Origin of the sequence: Pseudomonas sp. RA_15y_Pfl1_P11, assembly GCF_963970975.1 — a bacterium.
Lineage (GTDB): Bacteria > Pseudomonadota > Gammaproteobacteria > Pseudomonadales > Pseudomonadaceae > Aquipseudomonas > Aquipseudomonas tritici.
Genome location: NZ_CAXAOY010000006.1, coordinates 258817 through 275318 on the forward strand (window position 1 = coordinate 258817; position 16502 = coordinate 275318).

Consider the following 16502-nt stretch of genomic DNA (forward strand, 5'->3'; position numbering starts at 1 on the left):
AGCCTGTTACCTGTCGTCGTGAAGCATTACTCGTGAACATATGAGGGTTGTGTGGGCCATTCGTTGCATTGGGATTAGCCCCCTGCCCACTTGAGCGAATTCTCTGCTTGGCAGGCAAGCCACCCACAGAAAAGCACCGTCTGGAGACTTAGCAGGTTTCCCTGTACTGCTTCGGCGTAAACCCTGTCGAGGCCTTGAACTGCCGGGTGAACGCGCTGTGGTCGGTATACCCGCACTGCAACGCGACTTCGGTAATCGGCATGTCGGTATGCAGCAACCGATGGGCGTGCTCCAGTCGCACTTTCTGGATCATTTGCCGAGGTGTCAGGTGGAACACGCGTTTGCAGTAACGCTCCAGCTGCGCGACAGAAATCCCGGCGATGCGTGTCAGTTCACCCAGCGTGACGCGGCGGTTGAAGTGCGCGCGGATATGCGCGTCCACGGCAGCCAGGCGTTGGTAGGCCGGGTGGCTTTCGCTGGCGGTTTGCAGGTCTACGGAGATACCCGCCAGGCCAATGATCTCGCCCGCGTGGTTGTATAAAGGCCACTTGTGGGTCAAACACCAGCCGGGTTCTCGGGTGCCGTACAGGTGCAATTCAAGCTGGTCCCCCAGCACCAAGCCCTGCTCCAGCACGCGCCGGTCCTGTTCGGTGTAACCCGGTCCCAACTGCGCGGGGAAGACTTCAGCGCTGGTCTTGCCCAGCAGGGGTTGCAGGTGTTTGAGGCCGCAGCGTTGCACCAGGGTGCGGTTGGCGAGGACGTAACGGGCGTGGGTGTCCTTGATGAAAATCGCCGCATTGGGGATCACATCCAGCATCGGCAATAGCTGCATCACACCGGCCAATAATTGCTCGATAGTGTGGGGGCGATTCGCCTCGCTCCCTTGGCAAAGGGTCACAAACGCGCTCTGCATCATGACTGTCGCCCCACGCAAATTGCCTCGATGCGTAGCAGATTGCCCGATGCCCTGGGCGCTGTCGAGCGGTGCAAACTGTGCTGATTTCGTCATCGATGCGGGCAAAAAACATCAATAGTGCCGCCGTCCATGAGTTCATTGTAGGGCCACTGCATACCTATCCAATAACTCACAAGAAGGCGACGCTATGTCAGGTCAAGGCAAGTTCAAAATTGTCGTGCTGTTCACCTTCTTCAAGCCAGCGAACTTCCAGGTCCAGGGTTTCGCGCCGTTTCGCCTGTCGGGCATCGAGATGGCGGTGTCGGCCGGCGCGGTCGCCCCTGTCACCGTCGCCGCGCTGACCCCAGCCACCCATTGATTGGAGCGTTTTATGAAGCGATTGCATGTGATCGACTCCCACACTGGCGGCGAACCGACGCGCCTAGTGATGAGCGGCTTCCCTGCGCTGAACGGCGACACCATCGCTGAACAACGGGGGCACCTGCGTACCGAGCACGATCAATGGCGCCGCGCCTGCCTGCTGGAGCCGCGTGGCAATGACGTACTGGTCGGTGCGCTGTACTGCGAGCCCGTCACCCCCGGCGCGGTCTGTGGGGTGATCTTCTTCAACAACGCCGGCTACCTCGGCATGTGCGGCCACGGCACCATCGGCCTGGTCGCCTCCCTGCATCACTTGGGTCGCATCCAGCCCGGCGTACATACCATCGACACACCGGTCGGCCCGGTTGCGGCAACGTTGCACGAGGACGGCAGCGTGACCCTGCGCAACGTGCCCGCCTACCGTTTTCGCCAACAGGTGCCGGTGGACGTGCCGGGCCATGGCGTGGTCTACGGCGATATCGCCTGGGGCGGCAACTGGTTTTTCCTGGTGTCGCAGCACGGCCAGCTGTTGCAGATGGACAACGTCGACGCGCTGACCGATTACACCTGGGCAATGCTCAAGGCCCTTGAAGACCAGGGCATCCACGGTGAAGGCGGCGCGCTGATCGACCATATCGAACTGTTCGCCGACGACGACCTGGCCGACAGCCGCAACTTCGTGATATGCCCCGGCAAAGCTTACGACCGCTCACCCTGCGGCACCGGTACCAGCGCCAAGCTGGCCTGCCTGGCCGCCGATGGAAAACTCGCGCCCGGTGAAACCTGGACTCAAGCCAGCATCACCGGCAGCCAATTCGACGCTCGCTACGAATGGGACGGCGAGCGCATCCGCCCCTTCATCACCGGCAGCGCCTACATGACCGCCGACAGCACCTTGCTGATCGACGAGCGCGACCCTTTTGCCTGGGGCATATAAGCCCCGACCGTATTCAACTGATCGACTTCAGGAGTTAGAACAATGAGCGACAACATTTTCACCGGCTGCATCCCCGCCCTGATGACCCCGTGCACCGCTGAGCGCAAACCGGACTTCGACGCCTTGGTCGCCAAGGGCCGCGAGTTGATCGATATCGGCATGAGCGCCGTGGTGTACTGCGGCTCCATGGGCGACTGGCCGCTGCTGACCGAAGCGGAACGCCAGGAAGGCGTGGCACGCCTGGTGACGGCGGGCGTGCCGACCATCGTTGGCACTGGCGCAGTGAACAGCCGTGAAGCGGTAGCGCATGCGGCCCACGCCGCCAAAGTCGGCGCCCATGGCCTGATGGTGATCCCGCGCGTCCTGTCCCGAGGCGCCTGCGCCGCCGCGCAAAAGGCGCACTTCTCGGCAATCCTCAAGGCTGCGCCCAACCTGCCGGCGGTGATCTACAACAGCCCGTACTACGGCTTCGCCACCCGCGCCGACCTGTTCTTCGAACTGCGCCGCGAACACCCGAACCTGATCGGCTTCAAGGAATTCGGTGGCGCTGCCGACCTGCGCTACGCAGCCGAACACATCACCTCCCAGGACGATAACGTGACGCTGATGGTTGGCGTAGACACCCAGGTGGTGCACGGCTTCGTCAACTGCAACGCGACCGGCGCCATCACCGGTATCGGCAATGCACTGCCTCGGGAAGTTCTGCAACTGGTGGCGCTGAGCAAAAAAGCCGCCAAGGGCGATGCCAAGGCGCGCCGACAGGCCCGTGAACTGGAAGCCGCGCTGGCAGTGCTGTCATCGTTCGATGAAGGCTGCGACCTGGTGCTGTATTACAAGCACCTGATGGTGCTCAACGGCGACCAGGGCTACGCGCTGCACTTCAACGAGACCGACGCCCTCAGCGACGCCCAGCGCCGTTACGCCGAGCACCAGTACGCGCTGTTCCGCCAGTGGTACGCCAACTGGTCAGCAGAACAGAACGTCGCCTGACCCCTTGCGCGCCGCTGTGGTTCTCGTAGCGGCCAAGCCCACTTTTTTCCAGGACGATTCCATACTCTGACGGGCAAGATGCTGATCGGTCAGCAACTCAGTTGCGGCAATCGCGAAGCGATCCGGGCGATCAATCCCGCCACCCACGCAGCCCTGGAGCCCGCCTACCTGGGCGGCGACGGCGAACGCGGCCGCACCTGCGGGCAACTGCGCACCTTTGCCCGCACCGTGCGTGCCGGGGAATGGCTGGATGTGCGGGTAGATACCGCGCAGCCGCAGCGTCAGCCACTGCCTCGGCCAGACCTGCGTCAGCGCCACATCGCGTTGGGCCCGGTGGCCGTGTTTGGTGCAAGTAACTTTCCGCTGGCGTTTTCCGTGGCCGGTGGCGACACCGCTTCGGCACTGGCCGCCGGTTGTCCGGTAGTGGTCAAGGCCCATGGTGCTCACCCGGACACCAGTGGGGTGGTGGGCCGGGCGGTGGCGCAGGCGCGGCCCGAGCCGATTCCGGTGTATGCGCAAATGAGCTCGATCAACCCGGTGTACCTGTTCCCGGCAGCGCTGGCGGATCGGAGTGAGGCACTGGCCCAGGGTTTTGTGAGTTCCTTGACCCAGGGGGCCGGACAATTTTGTACCAACCCAGGGCTGGTGATCGCGGTACAAGGGCCGGATCTGGATCGCTTCATCCGCAGGGCGGCTGATCGACTGCCGAACTGTGCAGCGCAGACCATGTCCGATCCCGATATCGTAGTGGTCGGCGCCGGCATTATCGGCGTCGCCTGTGCACTGCAACTGGCGCGTCAGGGCCGGCACGTGGTAGTGGTCGACCAGCAGGAACCCGGCATGGGCGCGTCCTATGGCAACGCCGGGCACCTGGCGACCGAACAGGTGTTTCCGATTGCCGACCTGTCGATCCTCAAACGCTTGCCCGGCATGCTGCTCGACCCCATGGGCCCGCTGCGCCTGGATTGGAAATACCTGCCGCGCGCCCTGCCCTGGTTCCTGCGCCTGTTATTGAACCTGCGCCCGGCCAGCTATCAGCGCACGGTCGCGGGTATCCGCGCGCTGAACGAGGGCAGCCAGGGCGCTTGGCAGCGCCTGCTGCACAGCATCGGGCGCCCGGAGTTGTTGCGCGAAGAGGGCTCACTGCTGGTGTTTGAACGGGCGGATTCACGGGACGCCCTGGATGCCTTGCAGCAGCGTATGCAAGCGCAACAGGTGCCCGTCGCATTCTGGTCCGGCGACGCGATACGCCAGGCTGCACCGCAGTTGAGCGACAACATCCGAGGCGGGCTGTTCTTTCCCAGCACCGGGCACTTCCTTGACCCCTACCAAGTGGTGTGCGAGCTGGTCCAGGCAGCCAAGGCCAGTGGCGTGCAATTCCTGAAGCGCCAGGTGCTGGATGGACGCTTGGAACAACACGGCGTCTCACTCACCACCGACCAAGGCCCGCTGACCGCACGGCAGGTGCTGGTCGCCTGCGGTGCCCACTCAGCCAAACTCACCGCCGCACTGACCGGTAAAAAAGTCCCGCTGGACACCGAGCGCGGCTATCACCTCATGCTGCCTCACGAACAGCAGCGCCTGCCGTTTGCCGTCACCTCCCTGGAACGCAAATTCATCCTGACGCCTATGGCCGACGGCCTGCGACTGGCCGGCACTGTGGAATTCGCCGGCCTCGACCGCCCGGCGAATATGGAGCGCGCCTGGCAGTTGCATCGGTTGAGTAAAGGGTTGTTTAGGCAGGACCTGAGTGCGGAAGGTGCAACGCCGTGGATGGGATTCCGGCCGTCGTTGCCGGATTCGCTGCCGGTGATTGACCGGGTCTGCGACGGGAAGGTGCTGCTTGCGTTTGGGCATCAGCATTTGGGGTTGACGCAGGCGGCGGTGACGGCGGAGATCGTTGGGGAGTTGGCGAACGCGGATCGGGGGGCCGCGGCACCGGCATTGGAGGCTTATCGCCTGGACCGATTCTAAAAATTCAACGGCTTATTTCCGATAACGATTTATGGGGTGTAAGTAGTGCAAATGTAGGAGCGCGAATGCGTTGGGTCAGTGACTAACGCTGTGACTGATACACCGCATTCGCGAGCAAGCCCACATTTAAACGTGTTTATCTATAGCTTGGTGTCCGCTTGATTGGCGCGGTTTCAGTAGAAACCTTGAATAAGGCATCGGCCATTTCCTGAATATCCTCCCGCATCCAGAGCTTTTCCAGCCATCCCGCCGGAATACCTTGCACCCCATAATGCGCACCGGCCAATTGGCCGACGATGGCAGCGGTGGTGTCGGCGTCATCGCCCAGGTTCGCGGCCGCCAACACGGCGTCGGCGAAGCTGTCAGTGTGCAATACGCACCACAACGCGGCCTCCAACGATGCAACGGCGTAACCGTTGCCAGTGATCTGCTCGCGGGTTTTGCTGCTATACGCCCCCTGGGCAATTGCCACGACTTTGGGCGCAGAAAGGCCGGTGCATGAAACACTCAACATTTGCGCCTTTGTCGCCCCATTCAAGGCGTTACTGATTGCCCGCGCCAACACCACACAGCACTCGATTGCCTCTTGGGCGCCATGGGTCGTACGGGAACTTTGACGGGAAAAATCGTCGACGCGCTGAAGGTCTGGAAAGTAAAACAGCACGATCGGCGCGAGACGCATCATCGAACCGTTGCCCGCGGAAAAAGGATCGGTAGAACCTGCAAACGGATCACCGTGTGCCTCAAAAGCCGCCAAGGCGGAACGCACGGTCATGCCGATATCAAAACAATCGCCCGTGGAGCTCAAGTAGCCCCACTTCCACCAGTTCAAATACCGGCCCATCTGGTCGGCGGCATCAAACCCACCTTTACGCACCAAGCTTTCCGCCAAACACAACGCCATTGAGGTGTCGTCAGTCCATTGACCCGGCTTCAGGTTGAACGGCCCGCCCCCCACGATATCGGTGAGCGGCGTGAATGTGCCGCGCGGCATGAATTCAACGGTAGTGCCCACTGCATCACCGCACGCCAGGCCCAGCAAGCTGCCGCGGTAACGGTCCAAACGTGTAAGAGACATAGCTCTTCCTTGAAAAAATGAGTCAGCCGTAACTCTACTTGACCAACCGCTTCTCCTTGGAGGGGCGATATCCGAAATACGAGCTATAGCACTTGCTGAAATGGCTCGGTGAGACAAACCCGCACGCCACCAGCACCTCCACTTGAGACAACTCGGTGTGTTGCAGCAACCGGCGCGCTTCGGTGACACGCAGTTCCATGTAGTAACGCTGCGGCGTGGTGCCCAGTTGTTCCTTGAACAACCGCTCAAGCTGGCGGCGGGAGCGGCCGGCGTAGACGGCCAACTGGTCGAGTTCCAGGGGCTCTTCGAGGTTGGCGTCCATGAGTTTTACGACTTCACGCAAGGGCGCGCTGACGCTGACGTTTTCGGTGGGTTTGATACGCCGGTAGCGGGATTCTTCGAAGGCCAGGATGTCTTCGATACCTTCGACCAGGGCTTTGTCGTGCAGGCCCTTGATCCAGTCCAGCGCCATATGGAAGGCGCCGGAAGGGCTTGACGCGGTGAGGCGGTCGCGGTCGATCACGTAGGGTTCGCTGGTGACGTGGGCAGCCTTGGACACTTCCGCCAGGGCCGGGCGATGTTCGGGGTGAATGGCGCAACGATAGCCTTGCAGCAGGCCGGCGCGACCGAGGAACCAGGCGCCGTTCCACAGGCCGGCGAGGCCGACGCCGTGTTCGGCAGCGCTGCGCAGCAGGTGGATGAAGTCTTCGCTCGCCTTGAGTTCAGTGCGAAAACCGCCGCAGATCACCAGCAACGCCAGGTCTTGCAGGGCCGCCATGTCGAGACGTGCGTCGGGGCGGATCACCAGGCCCAGGTCGCTGTTGACTTCGCCAGCGTCCCAGCCGAAGGTGCGCGAAGCGAATAATTCCGGACGCAGCAGGTTGGCGGTGACGAGGGTGTCGAGGGTCTGGGTGAATGCGGGCAGGGAAAAGTGCTCAAGCAGCAAGAAGCCGACACGGGTCACCGACGCTGGCTGCCGGGTTTCATTGAGGTAGCGCAGGTTCTTGCCTTTCATGCCTCCGCTGAATTGACGTCTTTCCATCGAGGGTTGGCCCACTCTTATTGTTGATGCAGTGGGTGTCATCTTAGGGGGAAACGCGATGGCTGTCTCAGGCACTGATCTTGAGAAAACCGCAAACGCTCAAAGCCCGTGGCAGAACAGGGGGCGAGCCATCTGATACGGTTTTTTCTTTGCTATCTGCGCCTGTATTGAAGTGCGGGTGAGGCGGACAATGGCCCCATTCCCAACCCACTCTTCGGAGGCCTTATGGCCAAGATGGCACTTTTCCTGTTCGGCTTTTTGGTGTTGACCATCGGCATTGGCTTGCTGGCGACCATCTCGCCGGTCTGACACTCAGCCGGCAAACAGCATCGGGTACAGCGACAACACCAGCAAGCCGGCCATCGACCCGTTGAACAGTCTTAGCCAGCGCGGCTCACGCAATACACTGCGCAAGCCGCTGCCACAGCCGACCCACACGCACACGCTGGGCAAGTTGACCACAGCGAACACCAGCGCAATCACCAGCACATTGGTGACATAGCCTTCAGCCGGCGTATAGGTGGTGATGGCCCCGAGCGCCATGATCCAGGCCTTGGGGTTCACCCACTGGAACGCCGCCGCGCCGAGGAAAGTCATGGGCTTGCCCTGCTCATCGTTGCTGTCGGATAGGCCGCCCGCCGTCGCGATTTTCCACGCCAGGTACAGCAGGTACGCCGCGCCCACGTAGCGCAACAGCGTATAAGCCGATGGAAACACCTTGAACACTTCGCCCAAGCCAAGGCCCACCGCGATCACCAGCACCATGAACCCGATGCTGATCCCCAACGCATGGGGCATCGACCGACGGAACCCGAAATTCACGCCCGAGGCGAGCAACATGGTGTTATTGGGCCCTGGCGTGATCGAAGACACGAAGGCGAACAGCACGAACGCTGACAACAGACTGGTAGACATGTACATGATGCGGCATCCAACGGGGGTATGCCTGCGACATTAAAGAGTTATGGCGCACCCTGCCCCGTACAGCAACGGCACGATTGAGGCATACACTTTTTTGCCAACGTTTTCACAAACCTTTCACAGATGACCCCCTATGGTGAACCCAGCTCCTAATGAACATCCTTTTAGCCCGCGCGCCCCACGCGGGCTTTTCTTTGCCTGGGGTTTATCCCAGGCAAAAAAACAGGCTAGCCATTGTTCATGACTTGCCTGCGGCGCTAATGATTTAACGCGGGCCTGGGCCACCGCCCTGACCATGTCCGCCACCGTGACCACCGCCGCCACCACCCGGCGGCATGAATATCCAGCAGCCCGACAAGCTCGACAACAGCGCGACGACAACAGCCGCCTTGGTTAGACACTTCAACTTCATGAGATCACTCTCTTACTTGACGAGATTAACTTCTCGTTTGATAGGACAGTGCAAGAGGAAGTGCGTCACGGCTATCGTGTAACCTGATGGTAGGGTTTGTATGCGTGACGGTACAACGTGGCGTCACTTCATGAGTAACAACCGACTTCCGTCTGGCCACTGTGTTGCTTAACATGGCGCACGCCTTTTCCTATTGTGTTACTCATTCTCTTCGCCGCCCTCTTGCACGCAAGCTGGAATGCGCTGTTGCGCGCAGTAAGCCGTCAAACGCATGTCGTTTCGTCGCATCGTCAAAGGCGGCAGTGTGATCAACGTATCCTCGGGCGCCGCCCGCCTCGGCAGCCCGAATGAGTATGTGGACTACGCAGCGTCAAAAGGCGCCCTGGAGACGTTCACCATCGGGCTGGCTGTCCAAGGAAGTCGCGCGCGAAGGCATACACATCAACTGCGTACGCCCGGGGCACATCTACACAGAAATGTACGCCTGCGGCGGAGAACCTGGCCGCGTCGATCGCGTGAAGGACAGCATCCCGATGGGCCGTGGAGGAGAGCCCGAAGAGGTGGCGCGGGCCGTGCTGTGGTTGGCCGGTGCAGAGGCGTCGTTTATTACTGGGACGTTTCTGGATGTGGCTGGGGCAAGTGACCTCTTTACACATGCTTGGTGTGGAAGACACATTGCCTCGTCGAGCACACGAACTTGGCATAAATCGGGATGAACGCCATGGGTTTTGAACTGAAGCAGCTGGAGGGCTGAGTGGACGACTTGATACAAGGGCTCGATGGTCCCAGGACTGCCCAGCAGGAATTGTTTTACGACCTGGAAGATGCGGCGGCAGTTATTGGCTGGTCGGTGGTTGAGTTGACCGCTATGGCGGCCAGCGGCAGGACGCCGGATGAGGCCGTGACGCTGATGAAAATATGCGCACTGCTGGCCGCGCAACAGGAAAAAATTGGCGCCTATTCGAATGAGGCCAAAGACAAGAGGATCGTCAGGACTGACGATAGCCCGATGCAGTTGTGACCATAGGCAGCGGGAGGACTGTCGAGGTTTCGCTATCCAACCACAGAAACATCGCTCAACTTTTTAGCCCTCTTCTCATTTTGCAGGTGCCATCGCCCATGGGCTACTTGACCTCTTCTCAATAGCCTTTAAAGAGGTCGCTATGTTCGACAGCAGCTGTTACTCCGTATTACAACCGATAACCCGCTTCCTGCAAAAAGCCTGTGTCGTCGCCCTGCTGATCGTTCCAATGGCCGCTTTCGCCATCGTGGGCGGCGCGGATGCGCAGGATGGGCGCTATCCGTTTATGGCTTCGCTCCAATTCAAAGCGGCAGGCACGACGTCGCTGGAGCGTCACGGTTGTGGCGCGGCCTTGGTAGCACCTCGATGGGTACTGACCGCGGCCCATTGCCTGGTGAACACGCAACCGGCTGACGTCGAGGTGATCCTCGGGCGCACCCAGTTGAGCAATACACTGCAGGGGCATACCGTCGGCGTACAACAAATCGCCCTTCACCCTGAATTCCTGCGCTCGCTGACCCTTGATGTCGCGCTACTCAAACTCGATCGCGACATCACCGACATCCAGGCCATCACGCTGGTAACACGCGAAGAAGGGCTTGAAGATCGCATCAAGCGCCCCACCGCCCTTGGCTGGGGAAACACGGCGCGCAACCCAGCCCCCGACGCACAGCCGGACCATCTGCAGCGCGCACACTTGCCCAGAATGACGGACGCACTGTGCACATCACTCGCGCCAAACGTGAACCTGCAAAACACTTTCTGTGTGGGGGCTGATGGCTTGATACCGGACAGCGGCGACTCCGGTGGCCCTGTATTCACCAAACATCCCAAAAGAGGATTTGTGCAACTCGGCGTCGTCAGTCAAAGCGTCTTGATTGCACGCTTGTCCCACCCGAAGATCGCTGACTTTATTCGCGAAACAATGAGTGAATCGCCATGATTGGATGATTTTTGGCGGATGTGTAGGTGTGGGGCACTACGGTTACACGGGCCTGTAGACTGCGACACACTTCCGATATCTGCACCCAAAATCCCGCATTTGCGACAACACAAACAAATACGGATGAATTTTCATCGAATAAAACGGGAACCCTCATGGGAATTAAAGTCACGATGCTAAAGGGCCTTTGCTTCCTGACCATGAGTGCCATAGCGCTCGACTCGCTCGCTGCGACGTCGGAACAGCGCTTTCTATGTTCGACGCAAGAAACACTATTATTCGGATGCAACTCCGGCCCAAAGATGATTTCGGTGTGCGCATCGCCAGGCTTCTCAGCGACAACAGGCCACGTGCAATATCGATTTGGTACGCCCGGCAAAATTGAATTGAGCTACCCCCAGAAGCTGAGTCCACCAAACGGTCATTTCTGGCTCAGCTCTACGGGCTACTCAGGTGGCGCCGAGGCACATCTGCGCTTCACCAATCATGGCGTAACCTACGCCGTTTTCGACCGCACGGTGCGCACAAACTTTACCCCAGGAGAACCTAACGACACCGAATTCAGCGAGGGCATCGTCGTGCGTCTGCCGGGTAAAAAAGCGACAAGTCGACTATGCACCTATTCCGAAGGCGGCATTCGCGAGCAGGCCTACACAACCATCGAGCGTGAAGACTTCGACGATAGCCTTGTTCCGTAAAGGATCACGGTTGCGCGCACGATCCCAAATCACAGATCGAGTAGGAGGCGGATTTACATCCGCCGTCCTCTCACGCCTTACGGCACGGATCGCGTAATACTCAGCAAGTGCCGGGCGGAATGCCGTTTTTGTTGAAGTCCTTCAGGCGCTCGCGCTCTTCCTCGGTGGAGTGCGCTGGAGTTTGTTGTTCAGGTTCTTTCTTCTTTTCTTCAGTCATTGCTATGTCCTCTGGATGGTGCTATTTCGGCACCTGGAGGAATCAGCAGTTCAAATCAATCCGCCCACCGCCCGGAAATGACCCGGACTCCCCGTGAAACGGATTGACTTGAGTGCCCCACGATCGGCTGCCCAGCCTCAACCTCGCCGAGCTCCGCGATGCCCGCCGACCTGCGTCCGTGCAGACACTAGTCTGAACTGATCTCAATAGCCTCTGGAAAGATCAGCTTTCCATACCAACCGTGCCCGGCTGTAACAGCAGATATCGGAGCAAGTAACTACAATCCCGCTACGGGCCTGCCGGTGATCGGCGATTCAATCTAGGGAATTAGCTGCGACTCAAACCGAACAACAATTTCTGACTCTCCGTTACAAGCGAAACCAACGCACGTCCTGTTTAAGTCCTATCGCCAACTGATTCAAATCATTGCTGGTGCGCAGAAGATCTTGCACAGACAGATTGTTCTGCTCAGCCACGTGCGGCTCGATGTATTTTTCCTCCACCATCCACGCCAGCATCGGCGAGGTAATGGCGTAGATCGCTCGGGTCGAGACACTGATCAATCCGCTAGTCCCTCTCATGCTCTTCCAGCCGGCATGAATGTCCCGCAAGTGGGGCGGTCAACGCCATCGCTCGCCATTTGCATAACCCCCTCGCCGCACGTTGGGCAAACCTGCCCCGCCATCGCGCATGGAGATCCGATAATGAACTCGCCCCCCATAACCGGGACCCATTTCTCGCAGCAACGAGGCTCGCGATGAAACGGCAACAGCCCCTAGCGAAAAGCCTGCCCACAATTAGCACGCCCTAGCGCTCTCCCATACAAAATACCTGTACAGAAATAGCGCTACGCATTTTTACAGCGCTCTCAGGATTCTATCGGCCCAAAGATGGCCTTGGGCTGTATCGCCGCCAAACAGTAGTCAGCCCGATAGCCAGGCCTCTATTTCTCGCGCCTGCCAGCAACCGAAGGTTACCGACCGTTCATCTGGATTGCATGATGTCATGACGACATCACGCCGATATGGTTGTACAAGACTTGTACAAACATAAAAACTTGTACAAGCCTAAACCAGCCAGGAAATGACGCCGCTACTCGTTGCTGTCGAACAAAAGAATACCTGCGCAGGATGCGGACCAAGGGCGAATACATACCCTTGCAGGTGCCCCCAATTGCCCCTCCCATTACGCAGGTTCATCATGCCATCGCACACTCCGCGACTCTCTACACGGACCAGTCTCTATGCCGGCTATGCCAGCCTGCTAGCGTTTATGTTGCTGATCGCCGCTATCTCGCTGTACGCCCTGGCTAACAGCAATAAGGACTTTTTCCTCTACATTAATGGCGTTGATGCACGCACCCGCCTGGCCAACACACTGAACGACGCCGCCGCCCAGCGCGCGATTGCCCTGCGTAACATCGCCTTGAACAGCAATATCACCGCGAGAGGACAGCAGCGGGGTGCTATTGCCGCCAACGAACAAATGGTGGCCAGCAGCCTCGCCGCGCTACGCCAGGCAATTGATAACCATGATGATGTGTCGCCCAAAGAACGTGAACTGTTTTCAACCTTCGAGCAAGTCGAGAGCCGCTACAAACCGGTAGCGCACACCATTGCCGAACACCTGTTCAAGGGTGAAAACGATGAGGCCCTGCGCATGGTCAGCGAGCAGTGCACACCCTTACTGGCCGAGCTGACCCAGGCAATTGGCGAATACCTGCGCTACACCAACCAGAAGGCAGACCTGCAGGTCAGCGAAAATGACGCACACTATCTGTCACAACGCGACCTTCTGCTCGCCATTACTGCGCTGGCCGTCTTACTAGCAGCGGTACTGGGCTACGTCATCAGCCGCAACCTGCTGCGCGCGCTGGGTGCCGAACCGAGTGAACTCAACCAGCTCGCCCAACGGGTTGCCAAGGGCGATTTGCGCGCTAGCGAGCGCACGATTGAGCCACCACAAGCCAGCATCATGGCCGCCCTGCTGAGTATGCAGGAGAACCTGCGGGACATGGCCAAGGGGATAAACCTGTCCTCACAGACCGTAGCCGAATCCAGCCAGGAGCTTAGCCAATCGAGCCTGAGAAACGCCGAAAGCGTGGCCATGGCACAGTGCGAGGTCGAGCAGATCGTCACCGCCGTTCACCAAATGGCCGCCACCGTGCAGGATGTCGCGCGCAACGCCGAATCCGCTGCCAGTGCCGCCAGCGAGGCCGATAGCGCGGCCGATAGCGCGGCCCTCTACAGCCAGCAGAAGGCCAAAGATGCTGTCAACATGATCGGCGAGCTGGCCGAGACAATCGAACAGTCCAACATGGCCATGGGCCGGCTGAAGAATGAAACCGGCAATATCGGCGGCGTGCTTGAAGTGATCAAGTCGGTGGCCGACCAGACCAATCTGCTGGCCCTCAATGCGGCCATCGAAGCTGCTCGTGCTGGCGAGGCCGGACGCGGCTTCGCGGTGGTAGCCGACGAGGTGCGCAGCCTGGCACAGCGTACCCAGAAGGCCACCTCAGAGATTGAAGGGCTGATCGCCAGTCTGCAGAAAATTGCCGACGAGACCTCGCAGCATATGCAACGCTGCAAGCGCTCCAGTGCGCAGTCGGTGTCCGGCGTTTCCGAGGCCGGTGACGCGGTAAGCACGATCGTAACCATGATCGAGCGGATCAACGGCATGAACCACCAAATCGCCGCTGCCGCCGAACAGCAGAGTACCGTTGCCGAGCAGATCAGCCGGGGCATCGTGACCGTCAGCGAAAGCGCCGAGCAATCCGCTGCAGCCTTCCGCAGCGCTCAGCAGGAAAGCGAAGGACTGGCACGCACCAGCGTCACATTGCGAGAGAACATCTCGCGCTTTCAGCTCTAGGGTCTGTTGCCGTTTCATCGCGAGCCGCGTTGCTGCCAGAAATGCCCCCCAGTTAGACGCAGGACGCAGGTAATGGTCAGAGTCCTGCCACAACATCGGGGGCCATTTCCCTAGCAACCCTAGGGTCTGACCCCATTTTTGCAATACCTGCCATTTTTGAGCGTCTGCTTTTGGCCGATTCTGTTGAAAAAGCCGGTTTCCCAAAACGCTCGAATATTGATGGTTGAAAACACCCCTGGTGCACGCTGCTACGTCAAATTCGAGCCCTGAACCTTCTGCCCATATTTCAGATTTCAATCTCAGGCGCTTACTTTTCTGCCGTGGAATTCGAAGCCGACTTTTTCAACAGAATCGGCCATTAGTAGCCGCTCAGGCTCCGTAGTATCGATCACAATCCCACGTCCAATCGGGAGAGGCATAACGATAACGGCGTCTTAAATTTCCCGAAAAAAGGTAGGGATGCGGAAGCGATCCGAAAAATTGCGGAAGCGATGACCAAACCGCAGACAATAAAAAACCCCGTAGACGTTAATCTACGGGGTTTCTAAGAGTGGAGGCCGAGGTCGGAATCGAACCGGCGTAGGCGGATTTGCAATCCACTAATTTCCTCATTATTTTCAATAAGTTATATGAAAATCTATTCCGCATCACTAACATTTCTTCCTCGCTGGAGCCCTGTAAAATCGGGAGGTTCTATTTCAGTTGCGGAATGGATTTCTATGCCTCGTCGAGTACAGCCGAATAGCCCTACGGGTGGCCCTATCAAACCTTCCATTCAAAGGTCCGAGATAGGGATTCGAACCCGACCTGCCCACCCCCCAACCCGCTCTAGGCCGCAATTATATTGGGTTATGGGTAAGCTGCAAGGACAGAAACGGCCTACAGCGGCCCAGCTTATGCCCTAAATTTGCCCTAAGCCGTCGCTACCGTTCTGCTCATCAAGCCACTGGGCGTATTGATCATCCAGTCCCATTTCGCGATCCCGGTCCTTGTCGCTCTCTCCTGCAAGAATCTCCACACCCTCTTCAGCAATCCGCCACTCGTCGTCACGACGCACCAATCGAACCTGAGCATCAAGATAGAACGCACTACCGTGATACATGCGGTCTTGGTCTTGCTCCCCTTCATAGGCAAAAGACACACGCAGGGTTAGAACGCCCACCTCGATATCGTAAGTAGAGTCAGTAATTGACAGCCCTTTTACCGTGAATCCAGTGGCGTTGGTTTCACCAACTGCATCAGAGAGCAAATCGTCTATTTCACTCTCGAAGGCGGAATACACATCATCTTCATAGATAGCATCACTCAGAATGACAATCCCGAGAGCGGCCTTCATTAAACGTGGGTCATCTGGTTTCCGCTTCGCGATTACGTTCAACTCATGAAAATGAGCAAAACCAGCCGCCAGAGACACGTGCCCCTGAGCCACTGCTAGAGATATCGATGTGTCCCTTGACAGCGATTTAGCACGACGCTTGAGGATGCTTACATAGGAATAATTAGACATAGCACTTTCTCCAAGAACGACGCTCTAGCTGATTGCTTGCTCACCAGGTGCGCCTTGGGTAGGTGCTAAATTGGTGTAATGCAGTTGAACGATGGTGCAGTGCTATGCCATTGCAAGCAGGCAGGCGCCCATCAGCACCTGCCTCGATCATCACACACTCCGTATCGACAAGCAATTGGTGCACTCCAGCACACCCCGATTGTGTTTGGGGTATATGGGTGATCTTGACGGAAAGGGCCGTGGTTCCGGGCTCTACTGTCCGCCCGTATCAGGTTGCATATATGCATAATTGGCATTGAATGGCATAGATTGGGGTACGGTTTGCCACATTTTTGCCCCATGGGTACCGCTAGGGCTTAGCCTATCCCGCCGACCGATGATGGATTGAACGTAGCCCTACCCAAACGCCCCACAAGTCCTGCTTACAACGTGTTAAGCGCCAGCTCCAGTGGCAATTTCTCAGAAATCACCTCTTGACCAGCCAGCCGCTTCGCCCGTAGCTCGCGGTCGCGCCAGGCAATCCTACGATGGTAAATATTAATTCTCGAACGCGGTGTGCCGTAATGGACCTTGCATGATGAAGGTAAAAGCCATCATGATGGCTTTTTGCTCATCAAG

Annotated in this window: 15 protein-coding genes and 1 pseudogene; 9 read left to right on the top strand and 7 right to left on the bottom strand. The window is 58.6% G+C overall.

Features of this window, described 5'->3' with window-relative positions; all coding sequences use genetic code 11:
• Positions 1–148 precede the first annotated feature (148 nt).
• Positions 149–916 carry an AraC family transcriptional regulator gene (locus AACY44_RS10340; protein WP_339530197.1) on the bottom strand — a complete coding sequence of 256 codons (768 nt, stop codon included), beginning with the start codon at positions 914–916 and terminating at the stop codon, positions 149–151.
• A gap of 187 nt (positions 917–1103) precedes the next feature.
• Between AACY44_RS10340 and AACY44_RS10345 the strand changes: the two genes are divergently transcribed.
• From AACY44_RS10345 to AACY44_RS10365, 4 genes are all read left to right on the top strand, one after another.
• The gene (locus tag AACY44_RS10345) at positions 1104–1274 is read left to right on the top strand and encodes a hypothetical protein (protein ID WP_339416343.1); all 171 of its coding nucleotides are present in this window, start codon (positions 1104–1106) and stop codon (positions 1272–1274) included.
• Between the two features lie 12 nt (positions 1275–1286).
• The gene (locus AACY44_RS10350; protein WP_339416178.1) at positions 1287–2213 is read left to right on the top strand and encodes a 4-hydroxyproline epimerase; all 927 of its coding nucleotides are present in this window, start codon (positions 1287–1289) and stop codon (positions 2211–2213) included.
• A 42-nt stretch (positions 2214–2255) separates the two neighbouring features.
• Complete coding sequence (locus AACY44_RS10355; RefSeq protein WP_339416177.1) at positions 2256–3203, top strand: dihydrodipicolinate synthase family protein; 948 nt, start codon at positions 2256–2258, stop codon at positions 3201–3203.
• A gap of 78 nt (positions 3204–3281) precedes the next feature.
• Positions 3282–5177: an FAD-dependent oxidoreductase gene (locus AACY44_RS10365; RefSeq protein ID WP_445261114.1), complete on the top strand. Its 1896-nt coding sequence runs from the start codon at positions 3282–3284 to the stop codon at positions 5175–5177.
• 136 nt (positions 5178–5313) lie between these two features.
• On the opposite strand, the gene AACY44_RS10370 is transcribed toward AACY44_RS10365, so the two are convergent.
• The 4 genes from AACY44_RS10370 to AACY44_RS10385 all read right to left on the bottom strand — a co-directional run bounded on the left by AACY44_RS10370 (position 5314) and on the right by AACY44_RS10385 (position 8630).
• Positions 5314–6255: an ADP-ribosylglycohydrolase family protein gene (locus AACY44_RS10370; protein WP_339439055.1), complete on the bottom strand. Its 942-nt coding sequence runs from the start codon at positions 6253–6255 to the stop codon at positions 5314–5316.
• Positions 6256–6289: 34 nt separating this feature from the next.
• Entirely contained in the window at positions 6290–7297 is a 1008-nt protein-coding gene (locus tag AACY44_RS10375; protein WP_370467870.1) for a GlxA family transcriptional regulator, read from the bottom strand.
• Between the two features lie 312 nt (positions 7298–7609).
• A complete protein-coding gene (locus tag AACY44_RS10380) occupies positions 7610–8218 on the bottom strand; it encodes a LysE family translocator (RefSeq protein WP_339416162.1) in 609 nt (202 codons plus the stop codon).
• Positions 8219–8483: 265 nt separating this feature from the next.
• Positions 8484–8630, bottom strand: a complete 147-nt coding sequence (locus tag AACY44_RS10385; protein ID WP_339416160.1) for a hypothetical protein — start codon at positions 8628–8630, stop codon at positions 8484–8486.
• 259 nt (positions 8631–8889) lie between these two features.
• Here AACY44_RS10385 and AACY44_RS10390 point away from each other — a divergent pair.
• From AACY44_RS10390 to AACY44_RS10405, 4 genes and pseudogenes are all read left to right on the top strand, one after another.
• Positions 8890–9265 (top strand): annotated as a pseudogene (locus tag AACY44_RS10390) (SDR family oxidoreductase); the annotation flags it as partial.
• A gap of 119 nt (positions 9266–9384) precedes the next feature.
• Positions 9385–9651, top strand: a complete 267-nt coding sequence (locus AACY44_RS10395; protein ID WP_339416158.1) for a hypothetical protein — start codon at positions 9385–9387, stop codon at positions 9649–9651.
• A 142-nt stretch (positions 9652–9793) separates the two neighbouring features.
• Complete coding sequence (locus AACY44_RS10400) at positions 9794–10594, top strand: S1 family peptidase (RefSeq protein ID WP_339436396.1); 801 nt, start codon at positions 9794–9796, stop codon at positions 10592–10594.
• A gap of 155 nt (positions 10595–10749) precedes the next feature.
• Complete coding sequence (locus AACY44_RS10405; protein WP_339530200.1) at positions 10750–11292, top strand: hypothetical protein; 543 nt, start codon at positions 10750–10752, stop codon at positions 11290–11292.
• A 585-nt stretch (positions 11293–11877) separates the two neighbouring features.
• Here AACY44_RS10405 and AACY44_RS10410 read toward each other — a convergent pair.
• On the bottom strand, positions 11878–12090 hold the full coding sequence (locus AACY44_RS10410) for a hypothetical protein (protein ID WP_339530201.1): 213 nt from the start codon (positions 12088–12090) through the stop codon (positions 11878–11880).
• A 619-nt stretch (positions 12091–12709) separates the two neighbouring features.
• Here AACY44_RS10410 and AACY44_RS10415 point away from each other — a divergent pair.
• Positions 12710–14377, top strand: coding sequence for a methyl-accepting chemotaxis protein (locus tag AACY44_RS10415; RefSeq protein WP_339530203.1), 1668 nt, complete (start codon positions 12710–12712; stop codon positions 14375–14377).
• 901 nt (positions 14378–15278) lie between these two features.
• On the opposite strand, the gene AACY44_RS10420 is transcribed toward AACY44_RS10415, so the two are convergent.
• Positions 15279–15884: a hypothetical protein gene (locus AACY44_RS10420; protein WP_339530205.1), complete on the bottom strand. Its 606-nt coding sequence runs from the start codon at positions 15882–15884 to the stop codon at positions 15279–15281.
• Between the last annotated feature and the right edge of the window lie 618 nt (positions 15885–16502).